Below are 21,651 nucleotides of genomic sequence, written 5' to 3' on the forward strand. Positions count from 1 at the left end.
GCTCACGCCGGGTGGACGAGGCGGCTCTCGTAGGCGAAGACCACGGCCTGGACCCGGTCGCGTAGCTCCAGTTTCAGCAGGATGCGGCCCAGGTGGGTCTTCACGGTCGCCTCGGCGAGGTGCAGTTCGGCGGCGATCTCGGTGTTCGACAGACCGCGCGCCACCTCGACGAGCACCTCCCGCTCACGCGCGGTGAGCCGTTCCAGCCGTTCGTCGGACACGGGACGCTCCCCGTGGGGAAGCCGGTGGGCGAAGGTCTCCAGCAGCCGCCGGGTGATCCTGGGGGAGACCACGGCGTCGCCCGCCGCGACGTTGCGGATGGCCGTGAGCAACTCCTCGGGCAGGGCGTTCTTCAGCAGGAAGCCGGAGGCTCCGGCCCGCAGCCCGGCGAAGGCGTACTCGTCGAGGTCGAAGGTGGTCAGGATGAGCACCTTCGACGACGGTGAGACACGCGTGATCCGGCCGGTCGCCTCGATGCCGTCCATCCCGGGCATCCGGACGTCCATCAGCACCACGTCGGGACGCAGTGTCCTGGCGAGCCGTACGGCCTCGGCGCCGTCGGCCGCCTCCCCGACGGCCTCCATGTCCGGCTGGGCGTCCAGGACCATGGTGAAGGCCATCCGCAGCAGCGACTCGTCATCGACCAGCAACACCCGGATCGTCACACCGCCCCCTTACCGGCCGCCACACCCGGACCAGGCCCGGCGGCACCCGGCGTTTCCGGGCCCCCGGTCTCACCCGCCCCGTCCAAACCGGGCCCGGCCGTCCTCGCCATGCCCAGGCCCCCGGTCACGCCCGTCGTGGTCAGGGTGAGCCTGGTCGCGACCCGCCAACCGCCGCCGTCACGGGGACCGGCCTCCAGGGCCCCGCCGTACGCGGCGGCGCGTTCGCGCATGCCCACCAGGCCGTGCCCGTCCGACGGCGGGCCGGGGGCCCGCGCCGCCGGGCCGTCGTCCACGACCTCGACGGTGACGGCGTCGCCCGAGCACCGCACCCGTACGGCGGCGCGTGTCCCGGAGGGGGTGTGCTTGAACGTGTTGGTCAGCGCCTCCTGGACCAGCCGGTAGACCGTGAGCTGCGCGGCGGCGGGAACCGCCGAGACGTCCCCCTCAAGGGAGAGACGGACGGACAGTCCCGCGGCGCGCGTCCGGGCGGCGAGCGGTTCGAGCTCGGCCAGGCCGGGAGCCGGATGCCGGCTCGCGTCCGGTTCGTCGGCCCGCAGCACGCCCAGGGAACGCCGCATGTCGGTCAGCGCCTGCCGTCCGGTGCCGGAGATCTGCCGCATGGCGACCTCGGCCCGCTCGGGTGAGTACCGCTGGGCGAAGACGGCGGCGTCGGCCAGCGCGACCATCACCGACAGGTTGTGGGTGACGATGTCGTGCATCTCCCTGGCGATGCGTCCGCGTTCCTCGGCCACCGCGAGCCGTTCCCGCTGGTCCCGTTCGTGTTCGAGCCGTACGGCGCGCTCCTGCCTGATGCGGGTGTTCACGCCGGTGACGGCGACGGCCACGACCACGGCGGTCAGGAAGGCGGCCGAGTTGAGGAACCTGTCGGCGGGCGCGGCCCAGCGGGCGGCGGCCAGCAGGACTCCCGCTTCGAGGACGACCCCGGCGGCGAGCGCGTACCGCCAGGCCGAACGGGCGGCGACCGTGTAGAGGGCGACCAGCAACGCCACGTCGGTCAGCGTCTGGACGTCGGCGAACCACTGCACGAGCGCCGCCCCGGCCACCACGCAGAACACCGTGAACGGCGCGTGCCGCCGCCACACCAGCGGCGCCGCCAGCGCCACCTGGAGGACCAACGGCCCCGGGGAGCCGTAGACACGGTCGTTGAGGACCACGCACCCCAGGAGGATCACGGCCACGAGCACCCCGTCACGCCGGTGAACTCCGAACATCGGGGCATTCCTCCTGAACAGCCGCATCGCGTGACACATGTTAGGTTCCGCGGCCCGGTGAACACGTGCCCCCTGGGGATGACGATGACGCGGAGGACCTGCGACCCCAGGAGGACACCCTCCGCAAAGAACCATCCCCCGGCAGGTGAAAGCCCAGGTCACAAGGGTTGGCAAGACCAGACCCCGGACTGACGCGCCGCCGCGGCCCGCCCGCCTAGCCTCGTGCCCCGCATGACGAAGCGAGAGGAGAGTCCGATGCGCGGACGAGGGATGGCGGCGGTGCTGGCCGGGACGGCCCTGGCCACCGTTCTGACCGGTAGGGCGACGGCCGACGACGGTCTGGCCAGGTTCCAGAACCAGCGGATCGACTGGCACCGCTGCCAGAACGGCCCCGACGACGAGGCGGGCAAGGAACTGGACGCGGCGAAGGCCCAGTGCGCCGAGGTCACGGTGCCGCTCGACTACGGCCGTCCCGACGGGCGGACCATCAAGGTCGCGATGTCCCGGTTGAAGGCGACCGACCCCGCGCACCGGCGCGGCACGCTGCTCTACAACCCCGGCGGCCCCGGCGTCCCGGTGACCTACCTCGCGCTCATGGTGAAGAACGCCGCGCCCGAGGTCGCCGCCCGCTACGACCTGATCGGGATGGACCCCCGCTTCGTCGGGCGCAGCACCCCGCTGAACTGCGGCTGGCCCAGTCCCATCGTCGGCTCCGCCGGGCCCGACCGGCGTTCCTTCGACCGGACCACGGCGCTGGCCAGGGACCTGGCCTCCCGCTGCGCCGCCCACCGGGACGTGCTGCCGTACGTCTCGACCAGGGACACCGCCAGGGACATGGACGTGATCCGCGCCGCCCTCGGCGAGCGGAAGCTGTCCTACCTCGGCTCGTCGTACGGCACCTACCTGGGCGCCGTCTACCTCCAGCTGTTCCCCGGCCGTGCCGACCGGGTCGTCCTCGACAGCGCGCTCGACGTCGACCGTTACGGCCCCGACCTGGCCCGGTACCAGGGCCCGGCCCTCGCCGGGGTCATGCGGGACTGGGCGGCCTGGACGGCCCGTCACCACGACCGCTACCGGCTGGGCCGTACGGCGGGCGAGGTGCTGGCCGTCGTCGACCGGATCAACCGGACGACCGGCCGGGGCCCGCTGAAGGTCGGCCGGTTCCAGGTGGACAGTCGTGTGCTGCCCATGATCATGTTCAACGTCACCGGAGGAGACAGCGACGAGGCCTACGGCAGCTTCGCCGCCGACGTCAAGGTGCTCGGCGACGCGGCCAGGGGGGTCGAGGTCACCCCGACCCCGGTCCTTGAGCAGGTGCTGACCGGCTTCTCCGGGCCGGACGTGGACGGGGCGTCGGCCGTACAGAACGCGATCTTCTGCGCGGACCGGGCGGCCTCCCGCGACCCCGAGACCTACTACCGCGACATCCAGGCCCACCGGGCAGGGGAGCCCCTGTTCGGGCCGCTCATCCGCAATCTCACCCCCTGCACGTTCTGGCCCGTGGCGCCCGCGGAGCCGCCGACCCGGGTCCGCAACGACGTGCCGGTCCTGATGGTCGGTGCGACGGGCGACCCGGGAGCCCCGTACCAGGGCCAGCGGGCCACCCACCGGGCCCTGACCGGATCACGCCTGGTCACCCTGCGCGGCGCCTTCCGGCACACCGTCTACGCGGGCCTGTTCTCCCCGAAGAACGACTGCGTCGACCGGATCGTCAACCGCTATCTGGTGGACGGCGTCATGCCCGCGACCGACACCACCTGCACGGAGACCTGACCTCACAACACCCGCCTGGCGCCGGGTAGCGCACGCACCAGCCAGGCCACCCCCCAGCACAGCGGCAACGAGACGGCGGCGGCCACGACGAACTTGACGATCGCCGGAGCGTGCAGCCAGGCCAGCGCGTAGCCGACCGCGACGAGCACGACCGGATGGATGAAATAGACCGTGTAGGCGTGCTCGGAGAGGAACCTGCCACCCTCCCCCTGCCGGTTGTACCGGTTCCTGAACAGCACGATCAGCCCGACGATGATCGAGACGGCGAACGTCGACTCCCACAGGGAGTTGAACGCCTGGTGGAGCACACCCTCGGTCGTCATGCTCAGCGGCAGCACAACCAGCGTCACCCCGGTCGCGGCGAGAAAGCCGATCCGTCCCGCCTTGGCGGGCAGCGTCTCGAACCAGCCACGCCGGTAGGCCAGCACTCCGACGACGAACATCGAGGCGTACTGCGGCAGGTGGGAGGGCGTCGGCAGCCCGATTATGATCCAGTAGGTCCCGACGGGCACCAGGAACCGCCACAGGAACGTGGCCACCGCCAGCCCGAGCGCGAACAGCACGATCGCCCGCGCGGTCAGCTCGGTGCGCCGGGGCTCGACGGCCTGCTTCGACGCTCCGGCCCGCCTCGACCACAGCGTGTACACGATGCCGAAGACCAGCAGCACCTCCACGAACCACATCGGGCCCGCGTCCCACGAGCCGAGGTAGAACAACCAGTACGGAATGCCGTCCGGGTAGAAGCCGGCGACCAGCAGGGGCCGTAGCAGCAGGAGGAACACCAGCAGGGGGATGCCGAGCCGCTTCAACCGGTCACGGACGAAAGCCCCGCCGCCCTTGCGGTCGTGGGAGGCGGGCGTGAAGAAACCGGAGATGAGGAAGAAGAACCCCATGAAGAACGCCTGGTTGAACATCACCAGGATGTCGAGCGCGACGCCGCTGGCGTCCTTGGCCTCCTCGAAGTAGTACCAAGCGGGGATGTGGCCGTAGGTGATCGCGACATGGTGGAGGACCACCAGGACCGTGAGCACCACACGCAGGTTGTCGACGGCGAACAGTCTGGTTCTGGTCCTGGTCTCGGTCTTCACTTCGCCGCCGCCCTTTCGAAGAAGTCGGCCAACTCGCGCGCGTGCGCGTCGAGGTCGTGGTCAGGGGTGACCGCCCAGTAGGCGAACATGGCGTCGACGGCGGAGGAGTGCGTGATCGCCATGACGCGCAGGTCGAAGGCACGGAACTCGCCCGTGCTCTGTCCGAACCGGTAGATGTGCTCGATGCCCTGGTAGAGCTCCTCGTTGGTGTGCGCGCCGTACCGCGGCTTGCCCTCGGCGTCGCGCAGGTTGTGGAAGATCTCACCCAGCGCCAGGAGCTGGGTGCGGTGGTCGCGCATGTGCTCGGCCACGGACAGGATGTACGTGCGCAGCATCCCGACGGCGGTGTCCTGGCCCTCCAGCCTGGCGATGACCCGCTCGGCGATCTTTGTGTAGATCTGGGTGACGATCTCCTCCATCAGCTCGTCCTTGCCGGCGAAGTGGTAGGAGATCACCCCCTTGCTGATGCCCGCGTGCTTGGCGATGGCCGCCAGCGACGCCTTGGCGAAGCCGACCGAGGCGAGCACCTCGATCGCGGACGCGATGATCTGTGCTCGCCGCGCCTCCTCGATGAACGACATTTGTCGATCCGGCTTGTTTTCTGGCCGCATGGTCAAAAAATAACACACCCGGCCAAGCTTCAAGCCACCTGGCCAACTACTACCTTACGTACGTTTTCGATCACCGAGAGTGTCGGGGCTGCCGTTCGCCGGGCCCTCGCCCGGGTGCCTCTCCGGGCGGTGAGGACAGGGGCTCGACGGGCAGGAGATGTACATCACACTCATTTGCGTCACATCCGGCCCGGCTGGTTGGTCAGAGAGGTGTAATCACCGCAACGACAAGGAGCGCACCATGGACGCTCGTTTGAATCCGCTCGACAACCCGGTCGCGGCGAAGTTCCTGAAGCACCTCATCGCGGCGAACACGGCGATCCACAACTCGGCGCTGCCCACCGCGACGCAGGAGCTGGTGAAGATCCGCGCCAGCCAGATCAACGGCTGTGGTTTCTGCACCGACATGCACACCAAGGACGCCGCGCACGCCGGAGAGACCCCGCTCCGTCTCAACCTGGTCGCGGTCTGGCGGGAGGCCACGGTCTTCACCGACGCCGAGCGCGCCGCCCTGGAACTGACCGAGCAGGGCACCCGCATCGCGGACGCGGCCGGTGGCGTTCCGGACGACGTCTGGGCGAACGCCGCCAAGCACTACGACGAGGAGCAGCTCGCCGCCCTGGTGGCTCTCATCGCCCTGATCAACGCCTTCAACCGGGTGAACGTGATCATCCAGCAGCCCGCGGGCGACTACCAGCCCGGCCAGTTCGGGTAACGAGGAGCGAACGCCCCGGGGCCCGCCGCCGGGTCCCGGGGCGTCGCACGCCGTACGGTCAGGCGGCCCCCCTCAGCTGGGCGGTGGCGGAATAGGCCAGTTCGGTGGAGACGCGGCAGAGCCGGTCCATCGGGAAGGAACCGTCGACCAGCAGCTGTAGCGTCTCGGCCTTCGTCCTGCCGTACCGGTCGGGATAGGAGCGGTGGACCACCTGTGTCAGGCATGCCCTCTCGTCGTCCGCCCACCTCTCGACGAAGGCGCGGTAGCCGTTGAGCCGGGTGGGCGCCCCGTCGGTGGAGTCCGGTTGCCGCCCCTGGTCGAAGTGCAGGTTAACCCGCAGATCACCGGTGGTACTCGACCATTTGCACGTCCAGTTGCCGTAGCCCACGTAGGGATTCGCCGCGTCGACGCCTGGGACGAACTCTCCCAGGGTGTCCGGGCTGAGAAGCGCACAGGCGTCCTCGTTCGCCAGGGAGTCCTGGGGAAGAGAGCGGGGATACTTCTCCAGCTCTCCGGCGCCGAGTTTCTCGGCGGCGATCTCGGTCGCCGTGTCTGCGATGTCACACAGGGAGGCCCTGCCCTTCTCCCCGCGTTTGGCGGTTACCGACACGATCGTGTCGTTGTCCGCGGACAACGCCATCCTGCGTTCGCATTCCGTGCTCTGGGCGGGCTCCTTCATGACGATGACGTTCTTCATGGTTTCGGAGGACGTGGTCTGCTCAGGAAGTGGACCGGGATCGAATTCCACCTTGACATCCACTTCATCCTCTCCCGGTGGATATATCAGGACATCGCACCGGTCGAAATTTCCGTAAGCTGGATCAATTTCCGTTTTCCCGAACCGGCCCAGTCTCACGGCGTCGACCAGACGGCACGGATCGGCCGCGAGCGGAGACGGCAGACCTCCCGGCGGCTTCCCCGGAGGGCTCACCGTCGGGCTTCCTGTCGGATTCCCCGTCGGATGCACTGTCGGGCTTCCCGTCGGGCTTTTCAGTGGGGGTGGCGGCGTGGAAGACGCCCTGTTCCCCGGCTCGGACGGGGGGTCGATCGGGATGGGTGGCCAGGGGAGGGCGATGGCCAGCACGGTGAGCAGGAGCAGGCAGGTCTTAACGTTGATTGAGCTTTCAGTAATTAAGATGAAAAGCCTGCTTATAGGGGATTTGGTGGAGAGGGGCCCAAGCAGGTTTGTGGGTGTTGGCTCGGCGATCAGTATGGTCAGCACCACGGCGATGATGGTCCACTGCAGGCTGAACATCCCATCGTCGAAGATTTTGTTGATCGCGACCGCGAGAGGCACACTCAACAACGCTTTCGCGGTCGGCGACATCGACCCCATTGACATACCGACATAATCGAAGCAATCGCCAGGTCGTTTCTCCGGAACACCCAAAATTGCATCCAGTGGAACGAGCCCGTACACCTTCACAAAATCGATAAACCCCCACAAATCGCAGACCGTGCGCGGTTTCTGTCGGACCCGCCTGCCAGGATTCCCGTATCCGACCCCCTACGGAGAGCAGGGCTCCCATGACGTACGGCTGGCTCGACGACGAGGCGTTCTGCGCGACGCACGTCCGCGGCCTCACCCCGCACGAGGCACTGGCCCGTCTCGGTGTCGAGGTGCTCGACGGCGACGACGAGGAAGGCGAGATCGACGTGGGGCTCATCTGCGCCTACCCGGCCGAGGGCGGCACCATCCTCGGAGAGGCGATCGGCTACGCCGGGTCGTTGGGAGAGGTGCTGCGGCCCCTGTCAGCGGGGACGGTCGTGGCGAGCGTCTTCGTCAACGTGAACATGGTCGCGGGCTTCAACCACTACGCGGACGGCCACGAGATCCTGTCCTTCGACCCGCTGTTCCCCCACGAGGTCGACGACCAGACGGCCTTCCTGGCCGACCGGATCGAGCTCGGGCTGGTCCACGGCAGGGCGACGGGCGGGCTCGCCGCGGCGCGAGCACTGGCCGAACGCGTCACCGGGGTGCGGCCGACACCGTCCAGCCGCGTCGCGGTCGCCCACGGTTTCCTCGATTACTGAGCCGTCAGGCCTCCGGCCGCCGGACGGGTTGATAGCGGGCGAGGATGACATCCCCCATGGGCCGCACTTCGAGCAGTCGCATGCGGTTCCTCGCGTCATAGGGGAACGACGCGGGGTTGACGAAGCGGGGGGCGGCGGCGTCGCCGACGAAGAAGGGAGCGGTGACGACGTGGAGCTCGTCCACGAGACCCGCCGCCAGAAACCGGGTGTGCACGGTGCCGCCGCCTTCGACCATGAGGCGCTCCACCCCTCGTTCGGCGAGGTCGGCGAGGACGGCCCGCAGGTCGAGGGGGTCACCGGCGTCGACGACCGAGGCGACCTCGGCGAGGGCGTCCCGCTGGACGGGGATGTCCGGGGTGGCGGCGTAGACGACCTTTGCGGTGTCGCCGGTGGTGAAGAACCTCGCGGCCGGGTCGAGGGGCCGGTGCCCGGCGATGACGGCCTTGAGCGGAGACTCCGGCCGGCCGGCGGCGACACGGGCATGACGGCGGTGCGCGGCGCGGACCATGAGCCGGGGGTCGTCGGCGCGGACGGTTCCGGCGCCGACGAGGATGGCGTCGCAGGTGGCGCGTACGGCGTCCACCCGGTCGAAGTCCTCGTCGTTGGACAGCAGCAGCCGTTCCGAGGTCGCGTCGTCGATGTAACCGTCAAGCGAGACGGCGACGGAGGACAGGACGAACGGCCTGGTCATGTGGTGCTCCCCGGAACGTTCCCGACGACGGCGCGAAGGCGGAGCCTCCATCCGAACCGGCGGACTCCACACCTGTACGGCGCCGCGTCCCACGCTACCCTCCGGCGGAGCTCCGCCTCACCATCCCCGCGGAAGCCCCGGCGTCGTGGCGGCGTCGCAACGCCTTCACCCGGCTTCGAACCCTCGTGTGGAGGGTCCCAGCGCCGTGGCGGTGTCGACTGATCCTTCCCCGGCCCCGCTCTCCCAGGGAAGCCCCAGCGACCGATCCTTCACCCGGCTTCGAACTTCCGCGGACGACCCTGGTGCCGTGGCGGTGCCGATCAACGTTCTCACGAACCTCCACGGGCGGTCCCGGTGTCGTGGTGGCGCCGACCGACCAGCCCTCACCTGGTTTCGACCCCTGGCACGGAAAGCCCCCGCGTCGTGGCGGTGCCCACCCCGCACCTCGTCCGAACCCCCGTGTGGGACGGTCGATCGTTGTCCGGAGCCTGCCATTCTGTCTTGATGCGTGCATCTCGATGTGATCTGTTGCGTTGGCAGTTCGACCTGACCTGGTCGTTGTTCGACTACCACCTGGAACGACTACGACCCGATGACTTCCTGTGGGAACCCGCCCCCCTTTGCTGGACCGTACGCCGTGACGCCACGGGAGCATGGTTGCCCGACTGGGCGGAGACCGAGCCCGACCCCATCCCCGTTCCCACCATCGGCTGGGTGAGCTGGCATATCGGCTGGTGGTGGAGTGTGACCATCGACCACGCCCAGGGACGCGCGCCTCGGGACAGGACCGAGGTCACCTGGCCGGGTGACGGAACGAGCGCCGTCGGGTGGCTGCGTGGCCTCCGCACCACCTGGCTGACCGTGCTGGACGGCCTCACCGACGCCGACCTGGACGCCCCGGCCCCCTTCCCCTGGCCGCAGGACTCCGAGCACACCGTCGCCCACATGATCGCCTGGGTCAACTCCGAGCTGATGAAGAACGCCAGCGAGATAGGCCAGCTTCGCATGGTACGGGCCGCGTCCTCGGAGTAGATCGTTCTCAGCCCAAGGTCGGTCCGCTCGGGCCGGTGGTCGTTCTCGGCCAAGACCCCGCGACCGGTTCGGAGAGCAGGCTTCCGGGTCGGCGAACCCGGCGCTCTCGCGCCGACCACTCGTAGGACGGCCGTGCCGATGCCGGTGTCGGCCCGTCCACCGGTCACGCCATGGCCCGGGCGGTCTGACCGACATGATCTCCTCGGTGGTGGAGAACCTCGCGTGCACGCCTCGACGCGTGACTCCAGGACTCCGTCCCTGACACGACGGCACCGCGACAGACCCATGAAGGTCGCGTGGACCCCGGCGGAAGGGCCGTCCGACGAGGGCGCTGTCATCCCGAATGCCATCCCAACAGAACCTCACCAGCAAAAATGGCTAAATACCTGATTTGTTAATCCGTGGTGGTGTTTATGGCGTTCGCCTATTCTGGCGAGGTGATCGAGCTGAGTTCACGAGAGAGAAAACAGCCCCCACCTCCCCGAATCGTGTGGGAGAGCCTGACCAATCCGCGGCGTCCCGGCCCCAGGCAATGGCTCGAACTGCAGCGGGACGAGATCGAGCCCCGGGTGCTCCGGTCGGTCGAGCCCGAGCTGGTGGTCTGGTCGTCGCTGTGGCCGAACAGGCCGAACGACGAGATCCGGTTCGACCTGCGGCCGTATGGCATGGAGACCTCGCTGCGCTGGACGTTGCTCACCTCCGCGGAGCCCCCGCCGCCCGAGGCGGTCAGCCACATGCGTTACCGCCTCAACTTCCTGATCAACGCCCAGCTTCGCTTCACCTACGGACAATAGGGATGTCACTCAACGGGACGGACGCCTACCGGGGCCTTGAGCTTCCCCCGCTGGTCGCCAGGGCGGTCGAACTGGCGGACCGGCGGGGCTTTCCCTTCTCCTGCCGCCCCGAGCAGGGGCGCCTGCTGCGGGTGCTCGCGGGCGGGGCCTCCTCCATCGCGGAGACGGGCACCGGATGCGGGGTCGGGCTGGCCTGGCTCGTCACCGGGGCGCCGTCGGGAGCCACGATCGTCAGCGTGGAACGCGATCCCGGCAGGGCGCGGGTGACGGCGGAGCTGTTCGCGGACCTGCCGGACGTCACGGTGATCCACGGAGACTGGACCGAGATCCACGGCCGCGCGCCGTACGACCTGCTGGTCCTGGACGGGGGCGGGGCGGGCAAGAACGGGACGGCGGCCGACCCGGCGCGGCTGCTCACCCCCGGCGGGACGCTCGTGGTCGACGACTTCACCCCGGCCAGGCGGTGGCCGATCCTGCACGAGGGCGAGCCCGACCTGGTCCGGCTGCACTGGCTGGAACACCCGCTGCTGGACGCCGTCGAACTGCGCCTGGCCGCCGACCTGGCCGCGATCGTCGCGGTCAGGACGCTACGCCCGTCACCGGTCCAGCCGCTCCCTGAGCGATGAGCGGACCGCCGGCCACTCCTCGGCGATGATCGAGTAGTAGGCGGTGTCCCGGACGGTGCCGTCCACAGCCCTGGCGTGCGCGCGCCGTACCCCCTCGAACCGGCCGCCGAGACGCTCGATCGCCCTCTTGGACCGCTCGTTGCGGGCGTCGGTCTTCAGGGTGACCCGCAGGACCTTCCACACCTCGAAGGCGTGGCCGAGCATGAGGAGCTTGGCCTCGGTGTTGCTCCCCGTCCGCTGGGCGGAGGCGGCCAGCCAGGTGCTGCCGATCTCGGCCACGCTGGGAACCCCCTCCGCACTGGGGACCGTACGGCCCGGCGGCCAGGACGGGGGCCAGGACCAGTAGTCGAGGTCGAGGAAGCGGGAGGTGCCGATCACCCGCCCCGAGGAGAGAGACCGGATCGCGAAGGGAAGCGCCCAACCGGTCAGCTGGTCGTCGAGGGCCGACCGGACGTAGGCGCTCATCGACGCCTCGTCCTGTGGCACCCGGGTGAAGTCGTAGGTCTCGCGGGACTCGGTCGCGGCGGCGACGAGATCGCCGACGTGCTCAACGGTGAGCGGTTCCAGACATACGCGTTCACCCCGCAGGGTCACAGTCTCCGGCACATGATCCATCTTAGGCAACAGGTGTCGTACGGCCTGGCTCAGGGTTTTTCGGGACAGGTCGGGAATTCACCGGAAACCCTTTACCGAAGGCCATTGACAGGTCGAAACTCAGAGCCGCGCACCCCCTGGTTGGTATTCTCTGGGCGACATTCCTCCAAGAAAGGCACCGCCTCCCGTGCCATTCGTTCCCCGCCCTTGCGATTCTTGGGGGCATCGGTCAGGATCTTGCCCGGTGCCACGCGAGGGTGAGTGATTCACGTGAAACGTCTGTCCCTGCTCGCCGCCCTCGTCGCGGCCGGGACCTTCGTCCCCGGTACGGCCAACGCCGTCGGACCGGTCGAGCCGATGCCCGGCGAACCTCAGGAGATCCGGGGAATCGACGTCAGCAACTGGACGGGCCAGGTCGACTGGCCGTCCGTCCTCGGAGGAGGCGGCCTCTTCGCCTTCGTCTACGCCTCCGAGGGCACGAACTTCCGCAACCCCCTGTTCGCCGCGCAGGAGAGCGGGGCGGCCGGGGCGGGGCTGTTCCGGGGGGCCTACCATTTCGCCCAGCCGCACGAGTCGGGCGGCGCCGAGCAGGCGGACTTCTTCGTCGACAACGGCGGTGGCTGGAACGCCGACGGCCGGACCCTGCCGGGCGTGCTCGACATCGAGGACAATCCTTACACCAACCGGAACGGCCTGGATCACTGCTACGGCCTGGACCGGCCACGAATGGTCGCCTGGCTGAAGGACTTCACCACGCGTTACCGGGAGCGGACCGGGCGGGACGCGATCATCTACACCACCACCGACTGGTGGCGGAACTGCACGGGGGACTCCTCGGCCTTCGGCCGTAACCCGCTCTGGCTCGCCCGATGGGGAGCCGAGCCGGGGCCGCTGCCCGCGGGCTGGCTGCGTCAGACCTTCTGGCAGTTCGCGGACAAGGGAGTGCTTCCCGGCGGGCAGAACGTCTTCAACGGCAACATGACGGAGCTGAGCATGCTCGCCCAGCCCCCGGCCGAACTGGCCGCCGCGGGCAGGCCGGTCGGCAGGTACGGCTACGGCATCACGGTCCTCAACACCGGGCCGATCCCGGCGACCAGGGTCTCCGTGGTCGGCAGGACCTTCGGCGGCCGGCGGATCATCGGGGCGAGCCCCGGCTGTGACTTCAGCGGCAGGGCGGTGCGGTGCACGATCGACGAGTTGCAGCCGCAGGGTACGACGGAGCTGAAATTCGCCACCGAGCCCATTGGGCCCGGCGACCCTGCCAAAACTCCCAAGCCCCCCAGGTCCACCAAATCCGCGAAATCCGCCAAACCTGGTGAGCCCGTCAAGAACATCAGGTCCGATAAACACCCTAAGAACGATGAATCCGCTGAATCCTCTGGGCTGATCAGCCCGGAGAGGCCCATGCGGATCGGCCAGGAGGACCACGAAGCTCTCCACGACGATCTCGGCGCGCGGGGCGCGACCACCGCCGACGCCGTGAGGCCCGACGTCCCGGAGATCGAGGAGCCGGAGGAAGGGATGAAGGTCACCATCGGCACGGTGATGGTGACCATCGACTCCGACCGCGAGTGACCTTCAGGAGGGTCCGGCCGCGAGTGGTTCCCAGGAGGGATCGTGAGGCGTGCCTCCATAGTGCATACTGCAATAAAGGAGCATGCACTATGGAGGTGTGATGGCCCGCGGCCCCGACCTGGTCGGCCTGACCGTGCTCGCCCTGCTCTCGGTGCGGCCGGGTCATCCGTACGAACTGCACCGGATGATCCTGGACACGCACAAGGACTACGTGACCGGGCTGCCGCGCAGCCTCTACCACGCGATCGACCGGCTGGCCGGGGAGGAGCTGATCGTCCCGGCCGAGACCAGCAGACAGGGCCGCAGGCCGGAGCGGACGGTCTACCGGCTCACCGAGGAGGGCAGGGCGGAGCTGACCACCAGGCTCAGACGGCTGCTTGAGGAGCCGGGGCCGGACACCCGCACCCTCAACGCCGCGCTCTCCCTCATCGGGGGGCTGTCCGCGCGTGAGGCGGAGCGTGCGTTGCTGACCCGCGCCGCCGCCCTGGAGAGCGCGGTCTTCGCCTGCGACGCGTACCTGAGGAACCTGAGGGAGAGCGGGCTGCCCCCGGTGCTGACGCTGGAGCTCGAATGCGAGCGCGCCCTGCGCGGCGCCGAACTCGACTGGGTGCGCGGTGTCCTGGAGCGGCTCGCGTCGGGAGAACTCGCCTGGCCGGACCACACCGGCCCCGGCACGACAGGAGAAACGCCATGAGCAGGGCTCCACTGTGTGAGGTCGCCGGGGTGGTCGAGGCACCGCCGGACCGGGTCGGGCGGCTGATCCTGACGGTCGGGCCGGGTCCCGTCGGCCGGGACAACGCCTGGCTGTACGCCTCCAACGAAGGCACGGTCGAGCCCTACGGCGGCATGGCCGCGCCCCGCGGTGGCGCGGCCGCGTCCTATGGAGGCACGGCCGAGGGCGGCCCACGGCGGTTCACCCTGAGGACACCGGCCCACACGATGACCATCGAGGTGACCGGCGCCACCCTGGCCGTCCAGGGCGGCTGGTGGTACCGGGGGGAACACACCGTCGAGCCGCATCCAGAGGGCACACTCCTCACCCATCGCGTCTTCAACGTCGCGGAACGGGGTCGCTGGGCCGTACCGCTGGCCAACCGGTTCTTCGCCGGCCTCGGTGACAGGACGAGGAACGGCTTCGCGGAGGGACTGCGCCGCCTCGGCCTCGAACTCGGCTGCGGGACACGCCTGCTCTGAGCCGTACGGCGAGACACGCCTTCCAGGTCATAAGAAGACACGCCTGCCCCAGGTTGTACGGCGAGACACGCCTGTCCTGTGTCATGCGAAAGGACGAAAAATCAGTCGTGCTGGAAATGGGGCGATCGTATGCTCCCCGGCATGACCTTCACGTGGACCCCGCTGACCGGCGACGACGTGGACCGGTGGGCGGAACTGCTCACGGCGGTCGAGGCCGAAGACAGAACCGGGGACAACTACAGCCGGAGTGACCTTCTGCAGGATCTCGCCCTGGCCGATCCCGCCGAGGGCACCTGTGGAGTGTGGGACGGCGACAGACTGGTGGCCTTCGGCGTCGTCTACGCCGGGTCCGTCGCCGAGCCCGGCCACATCATGCGGACGTGGGGCGCGGTGCACCCGGCCTACCGACGCCGTGGCCTCGGCGGGAGGCTGATGAACTGGACCCTCCAGGCGGGCCGCAGGGTCCACGAGGGGCTCTTCCCGGGCAGGCCGCTCTCGCTGCACGTCTACGTGCACGACGGCAACGAGTGGGCCGGAGCCGTGGCGCGGGTGGCGGGCATGCTGCCGGTCCGGACGTTCCACGTGATGACCCGTGACCTGGCCGCTCCTCTGCCGGAGGGCCACCTGCCGGAAGGGCTCAAGATCGTCCCCTATGGTGACGATCTTGAGGAGAGTGCCCGCGAGGTGCGCAACGCGGCCTTCGCCGACCACTGGGGCAGCACCCCGCACACGGCGGAGAGCTGGCGCGAGAAGCTCATCGGCCTGGAGGCGTTCAGCGGAAAGGACTCCTTCGTCGTCCAGGAGGAGTCGGGCAGGAGCGTCGGGATACTGCTCACCTTCTACTACGAGGCCGACACCGAGGTCACCGGAGTCCGCGAGGCCTGGGTCCAGACCGTCGCGACCCTGGAGGACTGGCGGGGCAGAGGGGTGGCCGGCGCGCTGCTCGCCCACGCCCTGGCCCACTTCCGCTCCGAGGGGTACGGCAAGGCCGCCCTCTCCGTGGACACCGGAAACGCGACCGGAGCGCCCGGTGTCTACCTTCGGGCCGGGTTCGAGGTCTCACGCGGCGCGACAGCCTACGTCGCCGACCTGTGAGACCCCTGACATGAGGACGGCCCGCGCCAGGTCGGCGCGGGCCACCCTCATGCAACGGGTCAGGACAGTTTCCTGGACGCCTGGTCCGCCTTGCGCTCGGCCTTGTCGCCAAGCTTGCCCGCCTTCGCCTCGACCTTCGAGGCGGCCTCGTCCGTCAGGTCGGAGACCTTCTCCGAGGTCGCACGGGCCTTGTCCGTCGCCCACCGGGAGGCTCCGGCGGCGTTCTCCTTCATCGCGTCGGTCCACTGCTCGGAGTTCTTGCGGTACAGCGCGAAACCGACCGCGCCGACCGCGAGGCCGGTGAACAGCAGGAGCATCGGCCACTTCCTGGACCTGACAGGTGGCCGGGGATCGACCCTGCTCGCCGCCTGGGACAGCAGGGCGCTGACCTTGGGTGCTATCTGTTCCTCGAACGAGTGGGCCGCGGCGTCCAACTTCGGCGCCGCCCACTCCCTGGCCACGTAGATCTTGTCACCGGCGCTGCCACGCGCATAGGCGGCCGCGTCGCGAGCGTGACCGGCGGCGTCCCGGGCCTGGCTGGCCATCGGACCGACCTTCTCGGATGCGAGGTCGCCGACACGGTTGACCTGAGCCTTCATCTGATGCAGCCGACTGTCCGGAATCACGATCGTATGACGCTTTCCAAAAAGTGTAAGAGGCACGTTAACCTCCCCAGTTGTCTGGGCCCCGTTGCGTCCCCTTCCCGCTCGAAGGCGGATCAATCATCGCTGGTCGTGGGAGGATGCTGAGTGGATCGGCTGTCGCCGAGGCCACTGATAGATCACCTGAACGCCATGAAACTGCATATCGCAGAGGTCCTGACCACCGACATGAAGGGGGAGCCCGATCGTGGCTGAGAATCTGATCGCGACCCTGAAGACCAATCGCGGCACGGTGAAGATCCAGCTCTTCCCGAACCACGCGCCCAAGACGGTGCGTAACTTCGTCGAGCTGGCGGAGGGCACCCGCGAGTGGGTGCATCCGGAGACGGGGGAGAAGCAGCAGAACACCAAGCTCTACGACGGCACGATCTTCCACCGGGTCATCGATGGTTTCATGATCCAGGGCGGTGACCCGCTGGGTGAGGGCATCGGCGGCCCGGGTTACAAGTTCGACGACGAGATCCACCCGGACCTGTACTTCAACCGTCCCTACCTGTTCGCCATGGCGAACGCGGGCATCGTCGCAGGCCGTGGCACCAACGGCTCGCAGTTCTTCATCACCGTGGTCCCCACGTCGCACCTGAACGGCAGGCACACCATCTTCGGTGAGGTCGTCGAGGGCAAGGACGTCGTGGACGCCATCGCCAAGACCAAGACCGATGGCCGCGACCGGCCCGTCGAGCCGGTCGTCCTGGAGTCGGTCACCATCGACCGCGTCCAGGGCTGAGGCTCCTGGCGGCCTCCCCGGACCGGTTCTCACTGTGACGACCGTGACCGGGGAGGCCGCTGTGGCCTTACAGGGGACTTTTCCCTGGTGCGTGTGCTCAGGATCATGAATAGGCTGGCAGTCTGTGGATGACAGCACGGTCGAAGGGGCCATCGAGACGCCATGACCACACCGCCACCACCCAGCGAGCCGGAGACGGCAGCCGTTCCCACGTGTTACCGGCACCCGGGCCGCGAGACCTACGTCCGCTGCCAGCGCTGTGACCGGTCCATCTGCCCCGACTGCATGCGCGAGGCCTCGGTCGGCTTCCAGTGCCCCGAGTGCGTCGCCGAGGGCAACAAGACCGTACGGCAGGCGCAGACGGCCTTCGGCGGCAGGGCGGTCACGACCCCCAGGGCCACCTGGACACTGCTCGTCCTCAACGTCCTGGCCTACGTCGCCGAGACCCTCGCCCCCGGCCCGGTGATCTACGGCTTCCAGATGGACGCGGGCGCCGTCTACCACGGCGAGTGGTGGCGCCTGCTCACCGGTGCGTTCCTGCACGCGCCGCTGGCCAACGGCTCGTTCGCGATCACCCACATCCTGTTCAACATGTGGGCGCTCTACGTCATCGGTCCCGAGCTCGAACGGCGCCTCGGCTCACTGCGCTTCCTGGCGCTCTATCTGCTGTCCGCGCTCGGCGGGGCGGTGGCCGTCTACCTGTTCGGCATCGCCGCGGTCGGCGCCTCCGGTGCGATCTACGGCATGTTCGGCGCGCTGTTCGTGGTCTCCAGGCGGCTGGGCTACAACGCCCGCGGTGTGCTCCTGCTGATCGTCGCCAACGCGGTGATCACCTTCGCGGTCCCCGGCATCAGCTGGCAGGGGCACCTGGGCGGTCTGATCACCGGCACCGTGGTCGGCGTCATCCTCGCCTACGCCCCGCAGCGCAACCGGAACGTGGTCCAGTGGGGCGGGTGCGCCGTGGTGCTCCTCGCGCTGGCCGCGGTGGTCATGACGCTGCCGCCGTACATCTACCAGCTGCAGCTCGGTTTCCCCGGCTGATCGCTCGATCCACACCCTGATGCTTCCCCAGGGTGTGGATAAACGCTGTGGAAAAAACTAACGCCAGCGGGTGGAGAGAACCACACCGAAGATGATGAAGGCGAACCCGATCAGCAGGTTCCAGTTCTGCAGGAGGATGATGCCGGGCGCACGGGGCGCGACGTAGTAGACGGCGATCCACAGGACCCCGATGATCCAGGAGGCCACCATGACCGGCGCCAACCAGCGCGGGCTCATCTTGACCTGCTGGGAGGTCTGCGGAGGCGTGTAAACCGCCTTCTTACGGGTCTTGGGCTTGGGCACTGGGGCTCTCCTGCGTCAACCCTGCGCGGTCGGATCATGCGCAGGCCGTGTCAACTAGCGTAGTCGCTGGTGGCGAAGACCCGAGTAAGAATAGTCGGGACACCCATGTCATGGCGATCCCATAGCGTGCCATAACCGCGCAAACCTTGGTTCAACGCCGTGATTTCCTCCGGTTGTGATGGATTCGCCGTCATTACCGTGAGCCCGTGAGAGCCATACTGCGGGTTTCCGGAGAAGTGAGCATGACCGCCGGGGTGGTCGTGTTGTTCTTCTGCGCGTACCTGCTGTGGGGGACGGGGTCCTACACGGCGCGGCGGCAGGCGGAGCTGCGCGAGGGCTTCCGCGCCGGCCTTCCCGCGCTCACGGCCCTGCCCGGGGTCCCGCCTGCGGTCCCGCCCGCGACCGGGGTCCGTCCCGTCCAGGAGCGGCTGCCCGCCTGGTTCAGGAAGGGGGACGCGCTGGCGCTGCTCAGGATTCCCCGGTTCGGCGCGGACTACGAGTACGCCGTCGTCGAGGGCGTCGGCTGGGACCAGCTGCGGACGGGGCCGGGGCACTACCCGGGCACCGCCCTACCCGGCGAAGTAGGAAATTTCGTGCTTTCTGGGCATCGAACCACTTATGCGGCGCCGTTCAACAGGCTCGGGGAACTGCGCCGGGGCGACGAGATCGTGGTGGAGACCCGGCAGGCCGGCTACACCTACCGGGTCACCGGAGAGCGCGTCGTCGACCCGGGACAGGTGGACGTCATCGCCCCCGTCCCCGGCGTGCCGGGCCGCAGACCGACCAAGGCCGTGATCACGCTGTCCACCTGCCACCCGGAGTACTCCGCCGCCCAGCGGCTCATCGTCTCCGGCGAACTCGTCCGGCGCGAGGACCGCCGGGGATAGGACGACCGACATGTACGGCAGGCTCTGGCGTTCGCTTCCCGGCCCCCTCGCGGTCAGGACGCTCACCCTCGTGGCGCTCGCGGCGGCGACGGCCGCCCTGCTGTGGTTCGTCGTCTTCCCCTGGGTCGAACCCCGCCTGCTCCTCGACCCCGCTCTCCCGGACCGCTGAGCCGTACGGCACGGACCCGCTGTGCAAGGGGGCCGTACGAGGGCCGAGGAAAGGCCGGAGAAAACTCCGGCGAACCCGTGTAACGCTCACGATGCCCTGAACGACTAACCAGTGAGCCCTTCCGCCATCGCCCCCGAGTGGCGGAAGGGCTCTTCTCCTTTCCTGAGACCGGAGACGCCAACGATCTCCGGAGGCGGGAACGAACGAGGACCCCCGCCAGACGGCGGAGGTCCTCAGGGAAAACCCAGGTCAGAGGCTCAGCTCAGGTCTCCGTCGCCGGAGTTGTCGAAGATCGAGCCGTCGTCGGTCTCCGTCGGCTCAGGGTCGGGCTGCTGGTCGTCGGTGGGCTGCTCTTCGGGATAGTCGGTGGTCGGCTGCTCGGTCGGCTGCGGGGGCTGCCCGCTGGAGACGATCAGCGTGATCGTGGTGCCGGGGTTCAGCTTGGTGCCCGCCTGGGGAGCCTGGCTGAGGACGGTGCCCTCCGGCAGGTCGCTCGGCTGCTCGACCACCTTGGTCTTGAAGCCCGCGTCCTTGAGCATCCGGGTGGCGTCCTCGACCGTGAGGTTGGCCACGCCCGGCACCTCGACGGCCTCCTTGGGCACGTAGATCCGGACCGTGCTCTCCTTGGCCGCCTTCTCACCGGCCGCGGGGTCGGACTGGAACACCTTGCCCTGCGGACGGCTGGACACCTTGCTCTGCACGCTGACCTTGAAGCCCTTGTTCTCAAGCGCCGAGGTCGCCTCCTCGACGGTCATGTTGAGCACGTCGGGCACCTCGACCTTCTCGACGCCCTTGGAGACCTTCAGGGTGACCACGGTGTTCTTTTCGACCTCGGTGGTCGCGGCCGGGTCGGTGTCGATGACCGTGTCCTTCGGCAGCTTGTCGTCGAAGGTCTCCTCGATCTTCACCTGCAGCCCGAGGTCGGTCAGCGTCTTCTTCGCCGCGGCGACGGTCTGCGTGGCCAGCTCGGGGATCTTCACCTTCGTCGCCGCGGTGTTACCGCCCGGCGCGCTCAGGAACATGTAACCGACGCCGATGAAGGCACCGATGATCAACAACGGGACCAGGATCCACGCCGCCGTCTTGACCGCGGTGTTGCCGCTCTGCTGGCGGCGACGGCCGCGCTCCGGCCTGCCGCCGTCCTGCTGGCCGTACTCGTAGGGAGGGACCGCGGTGGTGCGCTGGGTCGAGGGGCCCTCGGGCATCGGGGCCTGCTGCTGCATGGTGCGGGTGGCCCCACCGTAGCCGCCTGCGGCCATGGCCGTCGTCTGGGCGTCGGTCGGCATGCCCGACATGGCCCGCTGGATGTCGGCCCGCATCTCCGCCGCGCTCTGGTAGCGCTGCGCCGGGTCCTTGGCCATCGACTTCAGCACGATGGCGTCGGCCCACGCGGGGATTTCGGGGTCGATCTGCGAGGGCGGGATCGGGTCCTCGCGCACGTGCTGGTAGGCGATCGCGACGGGGGAGTCACCGGTGAAGGGCGGCTGCCCGGTCAGCAGTTCGTACAGCACGCAGCCGGTCGAGTAAAGGTCGCTGCGCGCGTCGACCCGCTCACCACGGGCCTGCTCCGGCGACAGGTACTGGGCGGTTCCGATGACCTGCGCGGTCTGCGTCATGGTCGCGGCCGAGTCGGCCATCGCGCGGGCGATGCCGAAGTCCATGACCTTGACGTCGCCGTTGCGGGTGATCATGATGTTCGCCGGCTTGATGTCCCGGTGGACGATCCCGCCGCGGTGGCTGTAGTCGAGCGCCCGCAGGATGCCGTCGACCAGCTCGGCCGCGCGCTCCGGCATCAACCGCCGGTCGGCGCGCAGCAGGTCGCGCAGCGTGCGACCGTCGACGTACTCCATCACGATGTACGGCACCGGCGCGCCGTCCGTCACGTCCTCACCCGTGTCGTAGACCGCGACGATGGACGGGTGGTTCAGTGACGCGGCGGACTGCGCCTCGCGGCGGAAACGGGCCTGGAAGATGTGATCCCTGGCCAGGTCCGCGCGAAGGGTCTTGATGGCGACGATCCGATCCAGCCGGATGTCTCGTGCGCGGTAGACCTCGGCCATGCCGCCACGCCCGACGACGCCGTCAAGCTCGTAGCGATCGCCGAGGCGTCGGGGCTGAGTCATTTCCTGCACTGTCCCTTACC

At 68.8% G+C, this 21,651-nt stretch carries 24 protein-coding genes; 14 read left to right on the top strand and 10 right to left on the bottom strand.

All coding sequences use genetic code 11. The annotated features are described in order from the left end of the window. Positions 1–2 precede the first annotated feature (2 nt). Both ACIBVQ_RS27590 and ACIBVQ_RS27595 read right to left on the bottom strand, forming a co-directional pair. Positions 3–665, bottom strand: coding sequence for a response regulator (locus ACIBVQ_RS27590; protein ID WP_399180940.1), 663 nt, complete (start codon positions 663–665; stop codon positions 3–5). Next, the gene (locus tag ACIBVQ_RS27595) at positions 662–1,897 is read right to left on the bottom strand and encodes a sensor histidine kinase (protein WP_399180942.1); all 1,236 of its coding nucleotides are present in this window, start codon (positions 1,895–1,897) and stop codon (positions 662–664) included. The genes ACIBVQ_RS27590 and ACIBVQ_RS27595 overlap by 4 nt, the downstream gene beginning before the upstream one ends. Positions 1,898–2,152: 255 nt before the next feature. On the opposite strand from ACIBVQ_RS27595, the gene ACIBVQ_RS27600 reads away from it, so the two are divergent. Then, positions 2,153–3,670, top strand: a complete 1,518-nt coding sequence (locus tag ACIBVQ_RS27600) for an alpha/beta hydrolase (RefSeq protein WP_399180944.1) — start codon at positions 2,153–2,155, stop codon at positions 3,668–3,670. Between the two features lie 2 nt (positions 3,671–3,672). Here the strand turns inward: ACIBVQ_RS27600 and ACIBVQ_RS27605 are convergent, their stop codons facing one another. After that, complete coding sequence (locus tag ACIBVQ_RS27605) at positions 3,673–4,758, bottom strand: acyltransferase family protein (RefSeq protein WP_399180946.1); 1,086 nt, start codon at positions 4,756–4,758, stop codon at positions 3,673–3,675. Further along, positions 4,755–5,369: a TetR/AcrR family transcriptional regulator gene (locus tag ACIBVQ_RS27610; protein WP_386189749.1), complete on the bottom strand. Its 615-nt coding sequence runs from the start codon at positions 5,367–5,369 to the stop codon at positions 4,755–4,757. The genes ACIBVQ_RS27605 and ACIBVQ_RS27610 overlap by 4 nt, the downstream gene beginning before the upstream one ends. Positions 5,370–5,610: 241 nt before the next feature. Between ACIBVQ_RS27610 and ACIBVQ_RS27615 the strand changes: the two genes are divergently transcribed. After that, positions 5,611–6,084, top strand: a complete 474-nt coding sequence (locus ACIBVQ_RS27615; RefSeq protein ID WP_352013526.1) for a carboxymuconolactone decarboxylase family protein — start codon at positions 5,611–5,613, stop codon at positions 6,082–6,084. A gap of 58 nt (positions 6,085–6,142) precedes the next feature. Here the strand turns inward: ACIBVQ_RS27615 and ACIBVQ_RS27620 are convergent, their stop codons facing one another. Continuing rightward, a complete protein-coding gene (locus tag ACIBVQ_RS27620) occupies positions 6,143–7,411 on the bottom strand; it encodes a hypothetical protein (protein ID WP_399180949.1) in 1,269 nt (422 codons plus the stop codon). A gap of 200 nt (positions 7,412–7,611) precedes the next feature. Between ACIBVQ_RS27620 and ACIBVQ_RS27625 the strand changes: the two genes are divergently transcribed. Further along, positions 7,612–8,118, top strand: a complete 507-nt coding sequence (locus ACIBVQ_RS27625) for a DUF6461 domain-containing protein (protein ID WP_362911041.1) — start codon at positions 7,612–7,614, stop codon at positions 8,116–8,118. A 4-nt stretch (positions 8,119–8,122) separates the two neighbouring features. Here ACIBVQ_RS27625 and ACIBVQ_RS27630 read toward each other — a convergent pair whose 3' ends face one another. Next, positions 8,123–8,809 (bottom strand): RibD family protein, encoded by a 687-nt coding sequence (locus ACIBVQ_RS27630; protein WP_399180951.1) that lies wholly within the window; start codon positions 8,807–8,809, stop codon positions 8,123–8,125. A 504-nt stretch (positions 8,810–9,313) separates the two neighbouring features. Between ACIBVQ_RS27630 and ACIBVQ_RS27635 the strand changes: the two genes are divergently transcribed. The 3 genes from ACIBVQ_RS27635 to ACIBVQ_RS27645 all read left to right on the top strand — a co-directional run bounded on the left by ACIBVQ_RS27635 (position 9,314) and on the right by ACIBVQ_RS27645 (position 11,261). Further along, positions 9,314–9,841 carry a DinB family protein gene (locus tag ACIBVQ_RS27635; RefSeq protein ID WP_399180953.1) on the top strand — a complete coding sequence of 176 codons (528 nt, stop codon included), beginning with the start codon at positions 9,314–9,316 and terminating at the stop codon, positions 9,839–9,841. A gap of 437 nt (positions 9,842–10,278) precedes the next feature. Next, complete coding sequence (locus ACIBVQ_RS27640; RefSeq protein ID WP_352013521.1) at positions 10,279–10,635, top strand: hypothetical protein; 357 nt, start codon at positions 10,279–10,281, stop codon at positions 10,633–10,635. A gap of 2 nt (positions 10,636–10,637) precedes the next feature. Beyond that, positions 10,638–11,261: an O-methyltransferase gene (locus tag ACIBVQ_RS27645; protein ID WP_399180955.1), complete on the top strand. Its 624-nt coding sequence runs from the start codon at positions 10,638–10,640 to the stop codon at positions 11,259–11,261. Here ACIBVQ_RS27645 and ACIBVQ_RS27650 read toward each other — a convergent pair. After that, the gene (locus ACIBVQ_RS27650; RefSeq protein ID WP_399180957.1) at positions 11,232–11,867 is read right to left on the bottom strand and encodes a GNAT family N-acetyltransferase; all 636 of its coding nucleotides are present in this window, start codon (positions 11,865–11,867) and stop codon (positions 11,232–11,234) included. The two genes, ACIBVQ_RS27645 and ACIBVQ_RS27650, sit on opposite strands and share 30 nt — an antisense overlap. Before the next feature lie 258 nt (positions 11,868–12,125). Here ACIBVQ_RS27650 and ACIBVQ_RS27655 point away from each other — a divergent pair, with 258 nt between their 5' ends. The 4 genes from ACIBVQ_RS27655 to ACIBVQ_RS27670 all read left to right on the top strand — a co-directional run bounded on the left by ACIBVQ_RS27655 (position 12,126) and on the right by ACIBVQ_RS27670 (position 15,719). Continuing rightward, the gene (locus ACIBVQ_RS27655) at positions 12,126–13,430 is read left to right on the top strand and encodes a lysozyme (protein ID WP_399180959.1); all 1,305 of its coding nucleotides are present in this window, start codon (positions 12,126–12,128) and stop codon (positions 13,428–13,430) included. Between the two features lie 82 nt (positions 13,431–13,512). Next, positions 13,513–14,124: a PadR family transcriptional regulator gene (locus ACIBVQ_RS27660; protein WP_399180961.1), complete on the top strand. Its 612-nt coding sequence runs from the start codon at positions 13,513–13,515 to the stop codon at positions 14,122–14,124. Continuing rightward, on the top strand, positions 14,121–14,624 hold the full coding sequence (locus ACIBVQ_RS27665) for a hypothetical protein (RefSeq protein ID WP_399180963.1): 504 nt from the start codon (positions 14,121–14,123) through the stop codon (positions 14,622–14,624). The genes ACIBVQ_RS27660 and ACIBVQ_RS27665 overlap by 4 nt, the downstream gene beginning before the upstream one ends. Positions 14,625–14,765: 141 nt before the next feature. Then, positions 14,766–15,719 (top strand): GNAT family N-acetyltransferase, encoded by a 954-nt coding sequence (locus ACIBVQ_RS27670; protein ID WP_399180965.1) that lies wholly within the window; start codon positions 14,766–14,768, stop codon positions 15,717–15,719. Positions 15,720–15,778: 59 nt separating this feature from the next. On the opposite strand, the gene ACIBVQ_RS27675 is transcribed toward ACIBVQ_RS27670, so the two are convergent. Further along, positions 15,779–16,318, bottom strand: a complete 540-nt coding sequence (locus ACIBVQ_RS27675) for a hypothetical protein (protein WP_386189734.1) — start codon at positions 16,316–16,318, stop codon at positions 15,779–15,781. Positions 16,319–16,568: 250 nt separating this feature from the next. On the opposite strand from ACIBVQ_RS27675, the gene ACIBVQ_RS27680 reads away from it, so the two are divergent. Beyond that, complete coding sequence (locus ACIBVQ_RS27680) at positions 16,569–17,108, top strand: peptidylprolyl isomerase (protein WP_362911052.1); 540 nt, start codon at positions 16,569–16,571, stop codon at positions 17,106–17,108. A 162-nt stretch (positions 17,109–17,270) separates the two neighbouring features. Further along, positions 17,271–18,149, top strand: coding sequence for a rhomboid family intramembrane serine protease (locus tag ACIBVQ_RS27685; RefSeq protein ID WP_352013512.1), 879 nt, complete (start codon positions 17,271–17,273; stop codon positions 18,147–18,149). 57 nt (positions 18,150–18,206) lie between these two features. Here ACIBVQ_RS27685 and ACIBVQ_RS27690 read toward each other — a convergent pair whose 3' ends face one another. After that, positions 18,207–18,452 (bottom strand): cell division protein CrgA, encoded by a 246-nt coding sequence (locus ACIBVQ_RS27690; RefSeq protein ID WP_352013511.1) that lies wholly within the window; start codon positions 18,450–18,452, stop codon positions 18,207–18,209. A 206-nt stretch (positions 18,453–18,658) separates the two neighbouring features. Here ACIBVQ_RS27690 and ACIBVQ_RS27695 point away from each other — a divergent pair, with 206 nt between their 5' ends. Continuing rightward, positions 18,659–19,339 (top strand): class E sortase, encoded by a 681-nt coding sequence (locus ACIBVQ_RS27695; protein WP_399180968.1) that lies wholly within the window; start codon positions 18,659–18,661, stop codon positions 19,337–19,339. 10 nt (positions 19,340–19,349) lie between these two features. Next, complete coding sequence (locus tag ACIBVQ_RS27700) at positions 19,350–19,508, top strand: hypothetical protein (protein ID WP_399180970.1); 159 nt, start codon at positions 19,350–19,352, stop codon at positions 19,506–19,508. A 257-nt stretch (positions 19,509–19,765) separates the two neighbouring features. Here ACIBVQ_RS27700 and pknB read toward each other — a convergent pair whose 3' ends face one another. Then, positions 19,766–21,631 (bottom strand): Stk1 family PASTA domain-containing Ser/Thr kinase, encoded by a 1,866-nt coding sequence (gene pknB, locus ACIBVQ_RS27705; protein WP_399180972.1) that lies wholly within the window; start codon positions 21,629–21,631, stop codon positions 19,766–19,768. Between the last annotated feature and the right edge of the window lie 20 nt (positions 21,632–21,651).

The organism is Streptosporangium sp. NPDC049376 (assembly GCF_044466505.1).
Taxonomy (GTDB): domain Bacteria; phylum Actinomycetota; class Actinomycetes; order Streptosporangiales; family Streptosporangiaceae; genus Streptosporangium.

Coding starts and splice junctions, on each gene's coding strand:
- ACIBVQ_RS27595 (WP_399180942.1), bottom strand. CDS start 1,897: ATGTTCGGAGTTCACCGGCGTGACGGGGTGCTCGTGGCCGTGATCCTC.
- ACIBVQ_RS27600 (WP_399180944.1), top strand. CDS start 2,153: ATGCGCGGACGAGGGATGGCGGCGGTGCTGGCCGGGACGGCCCTGGCC.
- ACIBVQ_RS27610 (WP_386189749.1), bottom strand. CDS start 5,369: ATGCGGCCAGAAAACAAGCCGGATCGACAAATGTCGTTCATCGAGGAG.
- ACIBVQ_RS27615 (WP_352013526.1), top strand. CDS start 5,611: ATGGACGCTCGTTTGAATCCGCTCGACAACCCGGTCGCGGCGAAGTTC.
- ACIBVQ_RS27620 (WP_399180949.1), bottom strand. CDS start 7,411: ATGTCGCCGACCGCGAAAGCGTTGTTGAGTGTGCCTCTCGCGGTCGCG.
- ACIBVQ_RS27625 (WP_362911041.1), top strand. CDS start 7,612: ATGACGTACGGCTGGCTCGACGACGAGGCGTTCTGCGCGACGCACGTC.
- ACIBVQ_RS27630 (WP_399180951.1), bottom strand. CDS start 8,809: ATGACCAGGCCGTTCGTCCTGTCCTCCGTCGCCGTCTCGCTTGACGGT.
- ACIBVQ_RS27635 (WP_399180953.1), top strand. CDS start 9,314: ATGCGTGCATCTCGATGTGATCTGTTGCGTTGGCAGTTCGACCTGACC.
- ACIBVQ_RS27645 (WP_399180955.1), top strand. CDS start 10,638: ATGTCACTCAACGGGACGGACGCCTACCGGGGCCTTGAGCTTCCCCCG.
- ACIBVQ_RS27660 (WP_399180961.1), top strand. CDS start 13,513: ATGCACTATGGAGGTGTGATGGCCCGCGGCCCCGACCTGGTCGGCCTG.
- ACIBVQ_RS27665 (WP_399180963.1), top strand. CDS start 14,121: ATGAGCAGGGCTCCACTGTGTGAGGTCGCCGGGGTGGTCGAGGCACCG.
- ACIBVQ_RS27670 (WP_399180965.1), top strand. CDS start 14,766: ATGACCTTCACGTGGACCCCGCTGACCGGCGACGACGTGGACCGGTGG.
- ACIBVQ_RS27675 (WP_386189734.1), bottom strand. CDS start 16,318: ATGAAGGCTCAGGTCAACCGTGTCGGCGACCTCGCATCCGAGAAGGTC.
- ACIBVQ_RS27685 (WP_352013512.1), top strand. CDS start 17,271: ATGACCACACCGCCACCACCCAGCGAGCCGGAGACGGCAGCCGTTCCC.
- ACIBVQ_RS27700 (WP_399180970.1), top strand. CDS start 19,350: ATGTACGGCAGGCTCTGGCGTTCGCTTCCCGGCCCCCTCGCGGTCAGG.
- pknB (WP_399180972.1), bottom strand. CDS start 21,631: ATGACTCAGCCCCGACGCCTCGGCGATCGCTACGAGCTTGACGGCGTC.